Below are 14,153 nucleotides of genomic sequence, written 5' to 3'. Positions count from 1 at the left end.
CATGTCATGGAGTACTCAGACCAACTTCAACGTAAACTTCATTTTAAAGATAAACCAAAACGTATTGTGTCTTTAGTGCCTAGTCTTACCGAACTTTTGGTTGATTTAGGTTTGGAAGACAAGATTGTAGGCGTAACAAAATTCTGCATTAACCCAAAGCATTTACGAAAGGAGAAAACCGTTGTTGGTGGCACAAAGCAAGTTCATATATACAAAATTAAAGCACTTAATCCAGACATTATACTTTGTAACAAAGAGGAGAATACACTAGCTATTGTTGAAAGTTGTGAACAAATAGCACAAACACATGTCAGTGATATTTATACAGTTGAAGATTGTCACGAACTTATAACCATGTATGCTGACTTATTTGATTGTTCAGATAAGGCTAAGTTAATATCCGATACAATCAAACAAGAACAGAAAGACTTTGAAAAGTTTATTTCAAATAAACAATCAATACAAACAGCATATTTTATTTGGAAAAACCCCTGGATGGTAGCAGGTAAAGATACATTTATCAATTATTTGCTTAGCCTGAATAAGTTTCAGAATTATTATGAAAACTTAGACCGATACCCTGAAGTTGATCTAGATTCGAATAAGAATGAAAATGTAGAATTGGTCTTGTTATCTAGCGAACCCTACCCGTTCAAGGAAATACACAAAGAAGAACTTAAGAAGTATTATTCCAATGCCAAAGTATTACTTGTCGATGGTGAAGCCTTTTCTTGGTATGGATCCAGGCTTACTAAAGCGTTTAAGTATTTTAAAAAACTACATCAAGAGCTGGTGAGTTGATGTACTTAAAGCTTAAAATAGACTTTTTAAGTTTTTTAGCTTCAAAGTATAAAATATCACTTAGACTAGCATCTGTTTGTGCTAGATTATAAGCTTGTTCAATATACAATAAGTACTTTTGTTCTAGAAATTTGAGGTACTCAATATCCTCATAAAAGTGGTTGTTACGATTTACTTTACAAAAATGTGTCATAAGCCTTTTATTTTAAATTGATAAAAGGTTTTCAAAGACTAGACTAAAAGCTAAGTATCCTGGAAGTGTTTTAAGCAATAGGTTGTGCTTCCCTCTCTAAATATTTAAGACGATTGATCTTGTTGAGAAGTTTGATGGCTCTATACTCAGAGACATCACTCAGTGCATGATCGGTTTGTCGCAAGTTGTAGGCCTGTTCAATCAACTGTTTATACCGAAGCTGTAGCTTAATTTGGTGGTTCTTGATTTTAGATATATTTTTCATCACTACAACATTGTCCCATAAATATATTTAAAATATTGCAATTCAGGAAGGTAAATTGCAATATTGTTAATAAAAAAAGTCGGTAGAAGATCCGACTTTTTTACTAACCAACTTTTGCTAATCCAAATTAAAGATGTATGACTCTTCTTTACTTTGAGTAACAAAGATGCGCGTTATTGTTGGTTTTAATGTTATGTTAATATTAGCATTAAATTAAGCTTGGTTTAATATATTTAAGTACTTAACTAATCTATCAACTATATGAAAACCATCTTCTTTATTCTAGCTTTTTCAATTGGTTCATTAACACTAACAGCACAAGACGCAACTGCTAAAGCCAATTGTAACTGTTGCACCGAAACACATTCGCAATTCGATTTTTGGGTTGGAGAATGGACAGTAACTCAGCCTAATGGCTCACCAGCTGGCACAAATAGTTTAGACAAGATTCAGGATGATTGCATTCTTAGGGAAAACTGGACAAGTGCAACTAGTGGTTATACAGGAACCAGCTTTAGTTTTTATAACGCACAAAAGAAACAATGGGAGCAACTTTGGGTAGACAACCAAGGTGGAAATCTTCACTTAAAAGGTCATAAAAAAGGCAATCAGATGATTCTAAGAACAGATGATGCCAAAAACAATGAAGGCAAAACCTTTTATCATCAAGTGACTTGGACCGATAATGAAGACGGAACGGTTCGACAACTATGGGAAACCTATACCGAAGGAAAAGATGTAGTCGTTGCTTTTGATGGACTTTATAAAAAATCTAAATAGACTAGGCTAATCTTGTAAAGCAAATACCTTCTTTAATAAGTCTGTTGTTCTTGAAGAAACTTTATTTCGTATCTCTTTCTCTTCAACGGCAATCATTGTATACACACCTTTTAGTGCTTCACCAGTTACATAATCCGTTAGATCAGGATTAACATCATTGGTAAAAGGAAGGTTGTTGTATTTAGTGATGAGGTTTTCCCAGATTTGATCTGCACCAACCTTGCTAAACGAGCTATTAATTACAGGCTTAAACTTATTGTACAAATCTGTTTGAGTTTTTCCAGTGAGGTATTGTGTTGCTGCATTATCTTCACCCAAAAGAATATTCTTTGCATCTGCAAAAGTAATATCCCTAACAGCGTTGACAAAAATTGGTGTCGCCTCTTTTACGGCATCTTCAGCAGCTCTATTAAGCACTTTTAAGCCTTCATCTGCCAAGTTTCCTAAACCTATATCTCTAAGGCCCTTATCAACTTTTTTCAATTCGTCAGGTAATAGAATTTTTACCAATTCATTTCTAAAGAATCCATCTTTTTGAGTAAGCTTGGATACTTGTTTGTCGATTCCAAAATCGAGAGCTTGTCTTAAACCAGCTGCAATATCTGCATTACTAAGAACACCTCCAGATTGAGGTAATTGTTTCACCACTTCTTGCAGTTCTGCGCAAGCTGTAAGATTGAATATTAGAATTAAGGCAAGAATTCTTTTTGTCATGATGTTTGGATTTCAATATTGTACAAAGATAATTTTAACTATGATAAATTAGTGTAATTTTTTACTAGCTTTCACGTTTTTAACAAACTATTGTTGGTAACAAAATTTTAGCATAGTATTTGATTAACAATATTATCCTAACATTGAAAGCATGAAACAAAAGATTTTAAAGACAAGCACCCTTTTTATAATAGTATTATTGCTGCCTTTAAATGTTATAAATAGTCAGGTGAAGGTTTCTGAAGTAATTCAGTACTCCAAGACCGCCGAAAGCAACGAAAACAAACTGTACTTAATAGATTTTTGGGCAACTTGGTGTGCGCCATGCATTCATGTAAAAAAGTATTTAGGTTCGCTTCAAAAACAATATCCAAAAGACTTCTATATTGTTTCTATTTCTGAGGAAAATCCAGAAAAAGTAAAAAAGTTCCTCTCAAAGAATCCTACCACATTAGCAGTAGCTATAGATTTTGAAGGCGAAACATTTAATAAAAACAAGATACGAGTATTACCACATGCTATTTTGGTCAACGCTGATGGACATATTGTTTGGGAAGGTGCTCCAGCGGATTTGAAGAATCATCATATCGAAAAGTTTTTGAAGCAGTATAAAAAGAGAGCCAGCTTCAAAGACATATTTGAAATTAAAGACATCGCAGTAACCGATGTAACTTCTTATATACCTACTAGCGATTTCGAAATTAAAGAGCTCAATGATACAATGAATACTAATATAGAAGTCAATGAGCAAAATGGATATTTGAAATTACAAGGGAAGTTAAGCAATATATTAAGCTATGCTTCCAATGTGTATAGTGAGCAAATTGAAGTCCCTGAAAGCATGAATAAGTACTATCAAATATTTATAAGGAAAGACTCAAATGCTTACAAAAATATTGAAGACACCATATTATCTGATTTAAACCTACAATATACCACCGAACAATCTAAAGGAGAAGCTTTAGTGCTCAAGGTAGAAACACCAACATTTTGGGATACAACTCAAATTAATTGGGGAACAGGAAGTCCTTCTTTTATGGTTGGCGATTCAGAAATTAAAGCCGATAATGTTAGCTTGTATGAAGTCTCTAACGTACTTGCTAAAGCTATAGAAATGCCAGTTATTATAGAGCCTTCAGGTTTTGATACTAGTGGTAAGCACGACTGGCAAATTCATTACAAGTACTTTAATTTAATGCAAGGTGAACTTCAAGATAGTTATGGCATTAAGGCAGAAAAAAAGCAAACCAGCTACACAGTTTTTTCTGTAACAAAAAAAGCTCCTTAAAAAAGGAGCTTTCTCACGACAACAGTTCAGATTAATTATTAATCACTCTAAACTCAGTACGTCTATTTCTTTGATGCATAGATTCAGAACAATCCACACCATTAGAACAACGGTTTGTCAATCTACTTTCTCCAAATCCTCTCGCTCTTAAACGGCTTCTAGAGATACCTTTAGAAACTAAATAGTTTACAACAGAATTTGCTCTAGCTTGAGATAAAGACATATTGTAGTCATCATCACCTCTAGAATCTGTATGAGACATAATCTCTACGCTAACGTTAGAATCTTTCATGATAGGCAATAACGTTTCATCGATAATTCTTTTAGACTCTGGAGTTAATCTTGCACTTGCTAGTTCGTAGAATACAGGTAAAACATTAGGATTCAAAAGCTCACAATCAACTTCTTCCCAAGTAGTAATTCCACCTTTTTTAGCTAAAACAGTTCTCGTTACTGTAGTATATTTTGCAGGAACAGTCTCAGTAGTCGTATGTGATGGCTGATCCACAACTTGTTTTCTGATAGTTGTATATTCTGCAGGGATTTCGATTTCATCCATTCTAGCAGGAGTTTTGATAACACGCTTTTTGTATGTAGCGTTTTGCTCTCCAACAGGAATTGAGTTTGTAGAAGCATCTGATGCTAGAGTTGTAAATGGTACATCCATGGATTGAGCAGGATACTCAACAAAACATGCAGCAACACAATCTTCTTTGTTTACAGAAGGACAGTCCTCAAGAACTTTATACTCCCATCCAGACGTTTTAGGATAGATTTCAAAAGTTTTAGAATCATTTCCAAAAGTAGCAGGAACGGTTCTCAAATCTGTACGACCAGCTTTTTTGATGTAAGGTACTTCAATCGTTTCATACGTAGCTGGTACATAGACATACTTCTTAGTAGCTTCTTTTACCAATACAGTTTCCTCTACAGTTTTGTAAGTAGCAGGAACTACCTTAAGCTTAGTGTAAGCAGGATAAGTTTGAAGTGTCTCTTCAACTTCTTTGAACTCATCTTTAGTAATACACTTTACATAGCATTTTCCCGGTTCTGGATTTTCAGGTAATCCTTGTGCTTGAATAAGGCTAATTCCTAATAATGTGAACAAGCCAAAAAATAATTGTTTTTTCATGTAATAAAAATCAGTTAATGGTTATGGTATCTATAAATGCGGAAGATATTTGCCGCTATACCAAAGATTTAGACACTCAATTTTAACATTAGTCACATTTCAAAAAGATTGAGAATAGAAAATCAAGAGGCTTTTTTAGGTGAAAAATGTTGAAGAAGTATGAATTTTATTAGAGAATCAGATTGTTAATGATTTATTATTAATAGGGCAAAATTTTTAGATTTTCTGTAATTTTGCAGCACAAAAACCTAGTTTGATTACGAATGAAGCAAGTAGCGCCATATAAACCAAAACATAAAGTACGAATTGTAACTGCAGCATCACTTTTCGATGGGCACGATGCAGCCATTAATATCATGCGTAGAATTATCCAATCTACAGGTGTAGAGGTAATTCATCTTGGACATGATCGCAGTGTGGAAGAGGTTGTAAATACAGCCATTCAGGAAGATGCCAATGCCATAGCAATGACATCTTATCAAGGTGGTCATAATGAGTATTTTAAGTACATGTACGATTTGCTTAAAGAAAAAGGTGCCGACCACATAAAAATCTTTGGAGGCGGAGGTGGAGTTATTCTTCCTGAAGAAATCAAAGATTTGATGGATTATGGAATTACCAGAATCTATTCTCCAGACGATGGTCGAGAAATGGGACTACAAGGTATGATCAATGATTTAGTTGAAAAATCAGACTATGCTATTGGTGAATCCTTAAACGGTGAAGCTGAAATATTACCTGGTAAGAATCCAAAGGCTATTGCAAGAGTGATTTCCTCTGCTGAGAACTTTCCAGATGTAGCCAAAGATGCATTAGACACCATTCACAATAAAAATAAAACGTCTAAAACACCAGTACTCGGAATTACTGGAACAGGAGGTGCAGGAAAATCATCCTTGGTAGATGAATTAGTGCGTCGTTTCTTGATAGACTTTCCGAAGAAAACTATAGGGATTATTTCTGTAGATCCTTCAAAAAGAAAAACAGGAGGAGCATTGCTAGGTGATCGTATTCGAATGAATGCTATCAATTCTCCAAGAGTATATATGCGAAGCTTGGCAACTCGTCAATCTAACTTAGCATTGTCTAAATATGTTAATGAAGCAGTTGAAGTTCTTAAGGCTGCAGAGTACGATCTCATTATTCTTGAGACTTCAGGGATTGGACAATCAGATACTGAAATATTAGAACATAGCGATGTATCACTCTACGTGATGACACCAGAATTTGGTGCTGCTACTCAGCTTGAGAAGATTGATATGCTTGACTTTGCCGACTTAGTAGCGATCAATAAGTTTGATAAAAGAGGCGCCAAAGATGCTTTACGTGATGTGAAGAAGCAGTACATGCGTAATCATAATCTCTGGGATACACCTCAAGACGATTTGCCAGTGTTTGGAACTATCGCATCTCAGTTCAACGATCCAGGAATGAATACGCTTTATAAAGCGATTATGGACGAATTGGTTGAGAAAACTGATACTGATTTGAAATCGACTTTCGAAATCTCGAAAGAAATGAGTGAGAAGATTTTTGTGATTCCACCAGCACGAACGAGATATCTATCTGAAATTTCAGAAAATAATAGAGCTTACGACAAAAAGGCCACCGAACAAGTTGATGTCGCTCAAAAGTTATATGGAATTTATAAGACAATCTGCTCAGTTGCTAATATCACTTCGAGCACAGGCGAGAAGTCTCTTTTTAACGAGAGAGGGTTAAATGATGATGAAATTCTGAATCAAGTTCAGGATGACAGTAAGGAGTTCATGGAATTGTTGATTAAAGAGTTTGACCGTGTCAAAATGAACCTTGATCCTTACAATTGGGAAATCATTACCAATTGGGACGAAAAGGTAAATCGTTATAAAGCACCAGTATATTCTTTCAAAGTAAGAGATAAAGAGATAAAAATAGAAACACATACTGAGTCATTATCTCATACTCAAATTCCTAAAGTGGCATTGCCAAAGTATCAAGCTTGGGGAGATGTTTTACGTTGGAGCTTACAAGAAAATGTTCCAGGAGAATTTCCTTATACATCAGGATTGTACCCTTTCAAGAGAACAGGAGAAGATCCTACACGTATGTTTGCAGGAGAAGGTGGTCCAGAACGTACCAACAGACGTTTTCATTATGTAAGTCTTGGAATGCCAGCTAAGCGTTTATCTACGGCTTTCGATTCAGTGACATTATACGGTAACGATCCAGACTACCGACCAGATATCTATGGAAAGATTGGTAATGCAGGTGTGTCAATTTGTTGTTTGGATGATGCCAAAAAATTGTATTCAGGCTTCAATTTAGCTGACCCTATGACTTCGGTGAGTATGACCATCAACGGTCCTGCACCAATGTTATTAGGATTCTTCATGAACGCTGCTATTGACCAGCAATGTGAGTTATACATTAAAGAACACGGCTTAGAAAAAGAAGTTGAAGCTAAGATTGCTAAGATTTATAAAGGAAAAGAGCGACCAAAATATCTTGGAGACATTCCTGAAGGTAATGACGGTTTAGGCTTAATGTTATTGGGAGTTACGGGAGATCAAGTATTACCTAAGGATGTTTACGAAGATATCAAAGCGAAAACCATTGCTCAAGTTCGTGGTACAGTTCAGGCTGACATCTTAAAAGAAGACCAAGCTCAAAATACCTGTATATTCTCTACAGAATTCGCATTGCGATTAATGGGAGATGTACAGGAGTATTTCATAGAAAACCAGGTAAGAAACTTCTATTCTGTATCTATTTCAGGATATCATATTGCAGAAGCTGGTGCCAATCCAATTTCGCAATTGGCATTCACATTGGCTAATGGATTTACGTATGTGGAGTATTACCTTTCAAGAGGAATGGATATCAATAAGTTTGGTCCAAACCTATCATTCTTCTTCTCTAATGGTATCGATCCAGAATACGCTGTTATAGGTCGTGTGGCAAGACGTATTTGGGCAAAAGCCTTAAAGCATAAGTATGGTGCCAATCCAAGAGCACAAATGTTGAAGTATCACATCCAGACTTCAGGGCGTTCATTGCATGCTCAGGAGATTGATTTTAATGATATTAGAACAACGCTTCAAGCATTATACGCTATTTATGATAACTGTAATTCACTGCACACGAATGCTTATGATGAAGCGATTACAACGCCTACGGAAGAATCTGTACGTCGTGCCATGGCAATTCAGTTGATTATTAATAAAGAATTAGGATTAGCTAAAAACGAGAACCCAATTCAAGGTGCATTCATTATTGAAGAGCTTACCGATTTAGTTGAAGAAGCTGTATTACTAGAATTTGATAGAATTACAGAACGTGGCGGTGTGCTTGGAGCTATGGAAACAATGTATCAACGCAGTAAGATACAAGAAGAGAGTTTATATTATGAAACGCTTAAGCATACAGGAGAATTCCCAATTATTGGTGTAAATACATTCTTGAGTAGTAAAGGGTCGCCAACTGTTATTCCAGCTGAGGTCATCAGAGCAACAGAAGAAGAAAAGCAGGCTCAAATTGATACGCTTCAAGATTTGAATAAACGTAATGAAGCTATTGTTAAAGAGCAGTTGACGATTATTCAGCAGGCAGCCATAAATAATCAGAATATCTTTGAACAATTAATGGAGGCGACTAAATACTGTTCCTTAGGTCAAATAACATCAGCGCTATTTGAAGTAGGAGGACAGTACAGAAGGAATATGTAGTTGCTTATTAGCTAAATTCTTTCTTTATACTATTTCGTATCATCCATAATGACATGATGAAATTTCCTAGTACAAAGAAGCCACCTAGAATTAAGAAACGTTTTACACGATCTGTGATTTCAACGATGTGTAGCGCATCAAATAAATACGCTAATATCAAATAGGAGGATAAGCAAACAAAGACTATCCCTAATGAAAAGTTGAGCTTTTTGCTAGGTCTAATTAATTGCCATACGAAAGGAATTCCAAATAATAATATTGGATAAGCTGAGATGCCTTCGGCTCTGTTTACATCAGTAAACCAATACGCAATCATCGCTAAAAAATATAGATACGGCGTGAACTTGGAATATTTACTAATAATTCTCATATACTAAAATTTGAGGGGTTAAGAACTATTGTAAATGCTTTCTGAAGGTTGGTTTACGAAACCATTTACTATTAATCAATCAATATTTTAACGCAAGTTAGTCGCTAGTAGTATCAAAAACATAAATAATAACATATTCTTAACTATTTGAGGTAAATAAGGCGTACTTTTGCACGCTCAAATTAGATAGCTCATGGCTCAGATAAAAAATATAGCAATTATAGCGCACGTCGATCATGGTAAAACCACTTTGGTAGATAAGATCATGCATCATTGTCAATTGTTCAGAAGTAATGAAACTACAGGAGAGTTGATTCTGGATAACAATGACTTAGAGCGCGAACGTGGTATTACAATTACGTCCAAGAATGTTTCTGTGACCTATAAGGATACCAAGGTTAATATTATTGATACACCTGGTCACGCCGATTTTGGAGGAGAAGTAGAACGTGTGTTGAATATGGCTGATGGTGTGTTATTATTGGTTGATGCTTTTGAAGGACCAATGCCACAAACACGATTCGTATTGCAAAAGGCTATCGATTTGGGACTTAAACCTTGTGTTGTAGTCAATAAAGTGGATAAAGAAAACTGTACGCCAGATGAGGTCCACGAAGCTGTTTTTGATTTGATGTTTGAATTGGGAGCAGAAGAATGGCAGTTAGATTTCCCTACAGTATATGGTTCTGCAAAGAACAATTGGATGAGTGAAGATTGGCAGCAAGAAACAGATTCTATCCAGCCATTACTAGATATGGTTATTGAGCATATTCCTTCACCAAAAGTTGAAGAAGGTTCTACGCAAATGTTAATCACGTCTTTAGATTATTCATCATTTACAGGTCGAATTGCTATAGGGCGTTTGCAACGAGGACAATTGAAAGCAGGTATGCAGGTCTCATTAGTAAAGCGAGATGGAAGTATTTTAAAATCGAAGATAAAAGAGCTTCATACATTTGAAGGTCTTGGAAGAAAGAAGGTAGATGCCATTGAAGCAGGTGATATATGTGCTATTGTTGGTCTTGAAGGTTTTGAAATTGGAGACACTATCGCAGATTTCGAAAATCCTGAAGGTCTTAAAACTATTGCTATTGATGAGCCTACAATGAGTATGTTGTTTACCATTAACGATTCACCGTTTTTTGGTAAAGATGGAAAGTTTGTAACATCTAGACACATCAAAGAGCGTTTAGAGAAAGAGCTTGAGAAGAATTTAGCATTACGAGTAGAAGCTACTGATAGTGCTGATAAGTTTATGGTCTTTGGTCGTGGTGTATTGCATCTTTCAGTATTGATAGAAACCATGAGACGAGAAGGCTACGAATTACAAATCGGACAGCCTCAAGTAATCATCAAGGAAATTGATGGTGTAAAATGTGAACCTTTTGAAGAAATGACGATTGATTTACCAGAAGATGTTTCTGGGAAAGCTATAGAAATGGTAACGATGCGAAAAGGTGAGATGCTAAGCATGGAAGCCAAAGGAGAACGTATGGTTTGCGAGTTTATAGTACCTTCTAGAGGAATAATAGGTTTGCGAAATCAATTGCTTACTGCTACAGCCGGAGAGGCAATCATGGCGCATCGTTTTAAAGAATATCAGCCTATAAAAGGAGGTATTCCTGAGCGTCAAAATGGATCCTTAGTATCCATGGAGAATGGAACTGCGATTCCTTATTCGATTGATAAACTACAAGAACGGGGCAAGTTTTTTATTGACCCAGGAGAATCAATTTATGAAGGACAGGTTATTGGCGAGAATTCTAGAGGAGATGATATGGTTGTCAATGTTACTAAAACTAAAAAGTTGAGTAATGTCCGTTCAGCAGGAGCAGATGACAAGGCTAGAATTGTACCTGCAATAAAATTCTCATTAGAGGAAGCTTTAGAATATATTCAAAAAGATGAGTATGTTGAGGTTACTCCAAATCATCTTAGACTTAGAAAAATACTATTGAAAGAAGTAGATCGTAAACGTTCAAAAGCATTATAAGATGGAGTTTTTAGGCATTACAATAACAGAATGGGTTGGGTATCTAGCATCAGCAGTATTGCTGGTATCCTTTATGATGAAAGAAGTCAATAAGCTACGTATTGTAAACTCTTTAGGCGCATTATTGTTTGTAGTATATGGTATTATGTTGCAAACGTCTTGGCCAATCATTATTACCAATGCTGCTATTATTGGTATTAATTTGTATTATCTGCTTAAGAAGCAAGATTAGCTATTTAGATTGCTTTTTGGCAATAGAAAATGTGCTTACACCTATAAAGAAATTCATAAATCTAAGTAGTTTGTTTTCCATTAATAGTAGTAGATATAGTATGCTATTTATTAAAGGTATAGGTTTGATATCTCCAGAGTCATCTTTAGATTTCTTGTTAATCACTCTTCCTGCTACTCTTATAAAATAAATAGGTAGAAACAAAAAGGTGTTCCAGTAACTGGCTTTTTCAATACGTAATCCAGTTTGTTTTATTTTTTGAGATAATTCCTTTCTGGTATAACGCCTATAGTGCATATTGAGCTCATCGTGTTTACTCCAAAGTACTTTCAGAGCAGGTACAAAAACCATCAGAGTTCCATTATCATGCATTAGATTTTCCCAATCAATTAGTGCTTTTTCATCTTCTTGCAAATGTTCTAAGCAATCGGAAGCAATAATGACATCGAACTTTTCTTTCAAAGTGATATTTTGTGCATCCATTACAAACACGTTTTTAAGTCCATTCGATTTACAATTATTAATTGCTTTTTCACTAATGTCAATACCGTACAGCAATTTTGGATCAAACCCTTCTTCTATAAGCTCTTTTAATAAAATTCCCGAAGAGCATCCGACATCTAATATCTTAATATCCTTCTGATAAGATTTTAAGAATTGTAAAATCAATTTTCGCCTAGCCTTAAACCAAAAATGTGATTGCTCATTGTTATGGTATATGTCTTCAAATGTAGCTTTCATCTTATTTTTCTAATTCAACGAACATTTGGGAAGTTTTAAAGCCTAAAGCTCCTCTCAAAAAATCAAAACCAGCAAAAAGGACATTAAGAATTGGAACTAAAGGATGATAAATCATAGGCTTTTCTTTCGAGGTTTTAATAAGCTTGTTTTGTTTCAATAGTGCTAAGATACTCCAGGCCCAAAAAGGAGCCCCTTGTGTGTGTTTTAAAGTTTTGACGGATAAAGGTGTTCGAGAAATTAATTGCCTGAAACTTTTTTCAGAAAATAAAATCCAATGTCTTGGGCAATGCAAGCCTCCCCAATATCTCTTCCTAAATAATCTAGCATCTAGGCTATCTACATTTGGAGTTTTTATTAAGATAGTACCGTCTGGTTTTAAAACTTTAGAAAGCTTGTTTAGTGTTTCTTCAGGATTACTTATGTGTTCTATTAAATTGAGCATTAATATGACATCAAAAGAAACATCAGTTTCAAATTCTTCTACTGTTCCATGGAAGAATTCATGACCATCTTTTTCAGCTTGATTTTTTGCCTCTAAATCAATATCAATGATTTGACTAACGTTAATGTTTGGATAGATTTCTTTTATAGTATTTAGCAACCATCCAGAACCGCCTCCAACATCTAAAACATTTATTGGTCTATTATTAAATTTGGATAATAGACGTTTAAATAAACGACGGTCTAAGTAGTTTTTTACTTTAAGTCCTAAGGTCTTTTTTTGTTTGCTGAACGAGTAGTAATTAGATGGGTATATTGTTGGAAGTTGATCTACTAGAAAATCTGCTATAAAGATTGTACTGCATTGGCCACATTTATAAAATGTATATATTTCATCCGTTGTATGATATTCTAAATCCTTACTTTGACACCATAAGGATGTTTGGCTAGAATTACAGATTACACAGGGTTTTTGTTCTTCCATAACCTATCTAATTAATGTTAGAAAAGTTTTGAAATATGTAGTCTTAGAAGCTTTGATTATTGTGCCACAAGCATCTGTTTGCTCCAAGAAAGCTTCAACTTCTTTTAATCGGGTATAAGAGATTTGAGGATCCCAATGATGTATTAAATGCCTGTTGAAGCCTGCGCCTCCAAAAAAATATGAAAAAACACCTTCTCTAAACAACCGACTTACCTTACCATGGTTTATTTGACGGAAATCCACATTCTTGTCAGCTTTTTCATCTCTATGTTCCATAATTTGCCTGATGGATGCAAAAAAAGGATAAAAAACACCAATTGTAATGATCCAAACTAAAGCTGTAAAGTACAGACTATTTAAGACTAAAAAGGCAATTATTATCATATTGAAAAGGGCACCGTAAAGCAACGCCATTTTTTGTTGTTTAAGGGATTCACTAGTCTGAGCATTTTCTAACTTATTTCTGCCTTTAAGCACTGCTAGGACATGAAGCCCTGTAAGCATTTTAATGATATACCATAACGATAAAGCTTCAAAATAACTATGCTCAGTATCATCAGTATTACCAAGTCTCAAGTGATGTTTCCAATGAGTTTTGCGGTAGGCATTGATATTTACACCGACTATAAGGCCAACAAAGATATTGGCAAGTATATCATTAGTTTTTTTATTTGGGTGGATATTATAATGTGCCGCTTCATGAATAAATAATTGAATATTTGCGAGCCAAAATGCAGCTATTATACCAAAACATAGTGCCAACAAGATTAAAGTGTAAACATTACTAATTTGAGCTTCTAGATATGCGAAACATACAATAGTAGATAGAAAAAGTACATATCCAATACTTAAATCTCTCCACACCATACTATACTTTGGGTTAAGATGTTTCCGAAATTCCTGATAGCTGACTCCATCGAAATTTGTTACATCTCCAAATTTAATACCTTCTATATTATTAACGTTGACCAAAGAGTAGTTGTTTCTTATTAGGCGAATTTAAGTATAATTT

Annotated in this window: 14 protein-coding genes; 6 read left to right on the top strand and 8 right to left on the bottom strand. The window is 34.9% G+C overall.

Annotation, left to right across the window (positions count from 1 at the left end):
- Positions 1–6 precede the first annotated feature (6 nt).
- Positions 7–801: an ABC transporter substrate-binding protein gene (locus NCE97_RS06335; RefSeq protein WP_353778116.1), complete on the top strand. Its 795-nt coding sequence runs from the start codon at positions 7–9 to the stop codon at positions 799–801.
- Here the strand turns inward: NCE97_RS06335 and NCE97_RS06330 are convergent.
- Together NCE97_RS06330 and NCE97_RS06325 are read right to left on the bottom strand one after the other, a co-directional pair.
- Positions 770–994, bottom strand: a complete 225-nt coding sequence (locus NCE97_RS06330) for a Lacal_2735 family protein (protein ID WP_353778115.1) — start codon at positions 992–994, stop codon at positions 770–772. The two genes, NCE97_RS06335 and NCE97_RS06330, sit on opposite strands and share 32 nt — an antisense overlap.
- A 70-nt stretch (positions 995–1,064) precedes the next feature.
- Complete coding sequence (locus tag NCE97_RS06325; protein ID WP_353778114.1) at positions 1,065–1,259, bottom strand: Lacal_2735 family protein; 195 nt, start codon at positions 1,257–1,259, stop codon at positions 1,065–1,067.
- A 261-nt stretch (positions 1,260–1,520) separates the two neighbouring features.
- Between NCE97_RS06325 and NCE97_RS06320 the strand changes: the two genes are divergently transcribed.
- Complete coding sequence (locus NCE97_RS06320) at positions 1,521–2,039, top strand: hypothetical protein (protein WP_353778113.1); 519 nt, start codon at positions 1,521–1,523, stop codon at positions 2,037–2,039.
- A 6-nt stretch (positions 2,040–2,045) separates the two neighbouring features.
- On the opposite strand, the gene NCE97_RS06315 is transcribed toward NCE97_RS06320, so the two are convergent.
- Positions 2,046–2,753 carry a DUF4197 domain-containing protein gene (locus NCE97_RS06315; RefSeq protein WP_353778112.1) on the bottom strand — a complete coding sequence of 236 codons (708 nt, stop codon included), beginning with the start codon at positions 2,751–2,753 and terminating at the stop codon, positions 2,046–2,048.
- A gap of 151 nt (positions 2,754–2,904) precedes the next feature.
- Here NCE97_RS06315 and NCE97_RS06310 point away from each other — a divergent pair, with 151 nt between their 5' ends.
- Positions 2,905–4,041, top strand: coding sequence for a TlpA family protein disulfide reductase (locus NCE97_RS06310; protein ID WP_353778111.1), 1,137 nt, complete (start codon positions 2,905–2,907; stop codon positions 4,039–4,041).
- A 31-nt stretch (positions 4,042–4,072) separates the two neighbouring features.
- Here NCE97_RS06310 and NCE97_RS06305 read toward each other — a convergent pair whose 3' ends face one another.
- Positions 4,073–5,173, bottom strand: coding sequence for an OmpA family protein (locus NCE97_RS06305; RefSeq protein WP_353778110.1), 1,101 nt, complete (start codon positions 5,171–5,173; stop codon positions 4,073–4,075).
- A 263-nt stretch (positions 5,174–5,436) separates the two neighbouring features.
- On the opposite strand from NCE97_RS06305, the gene NCE97_RS06300 reads away from it, so the two are divergent.
- Positions 5,437–8,880 (top strand): methylmalonyl-CoA mutase family protein, encoded by a 3,444-nt coding sequence (locus tag NCE97_RS06300; RefSeq protein WP_353778109.1) that lies wholly within the window; start codon positions 5,437–5,439, stop codon positions 8,878–8,880.
- 7 nt (positions 8,881–8,887) lie between these two features.
- Here the strand turns inward: NCE97_RS06300 and NCE97_RS06295 are convergent, their stop codons facing one another.
- Positions 8,888–9,250 carry a hypothetical protein gene (locus NCE97_RS06295; protein ID WP_353778108.1) on the bottom strand — a complete coding sequence of 121 codons (363 nt, stop codon included), beginning with the start codon at positions 9,248–9,250 and terminating at the stop codon, positions 8,888–8,890.
- Positions 9,251–9,443: 193 nt separating this feature from the next.
- Here NCE97_RS06295 and typA point away from each other — a divergent pair, with 193 nt between their 5' ends.
- Positions 9,444–11,243: a translational GTPase TypA gene (gene typA / locus NCE97_RS06290; protein WP_353778107.1), complete on the top strand. Its 1,800-nt coding sequence runs from the start codon at positions 9,444–9,446 to the stop codon at positions 11,241–11,243.
- A gap of 1 nt (position 11,244) precedes the next feature.
- Positions 11,245–11,475 carry a uroporphyrinogen decarboxylase gene (locus tag NCE97_RS06285; protein WP_353778106.1) on the top strand — a complete coding sequence of 77 codons (231 nt, stop codon included), beginning with the start codon at positions 11,245–11,247 and terminating at the stop codon, positions 11,473–11,475.
- On the opposite strand, the gene NCE97_RS06280 is transcribed toward NCE97_RS06285, so the two are convergent.
- The 3 genes from NCE97_RS06280 to NCE97_RS06270 are packed head-to-tail and all read right to left on the bottom strand — an operon-like array spanning position 11,476 to position 14,113.
- The gene (locus NCE97_RS06280) at positions 11,476–12,216 is read right to left on the bottom strand and encodes a class I SAM-dependent methyltransferase (protein ID WP_353778105.1); all 741 of its coding nucleotides are present in this window, start codon (positions 12,214–12,216) and stop codon (positions 11,476–11,478) included. It lies immediately after the preceding gene.
- Between the two features lies 1 nt (position 12,217).
- Positions 12,218–13,141: a class I SAM-dependent methyltransferase gene (locus tag NCE97_RS06275; protein WP_353778104.1), complete on the bottom strand. Its 924-nt coding sequence runs from the start codon at positions 13,139–13,141 to the stop codon at positions 12,218–12,220.
- A gap of 3 nt (positions 13,142–13,144) precedes the next feature.
- On the bottom strand, positions 13,145–14,113 hold the full coding sequence (locus NCE97_RS06270; protein ID WP_353778103.1) for a fatty acid desaturase family protein: 969 nt from the start codon (positions 14,111–14,113) through the stop codon (positions 13,145–13,147).
- Positions 14,114–14,153: the final 40 nt, after the last annotated feature.

This window comes from Winogradskyella sp. 3972H.M.0a.05, from assembly GCF_040493455.1.
Classification (GTDB): domain Bacteria; phylum Bacteroidota; class Bacteroidia; order Flavobacteriales; family Flavobacteriaceae; genus Microcosmobacter.
Note: the sequence above shows the minus strand (reverse complement) of the source record. Positions and strands in the feature narration are given on the sequence as shown.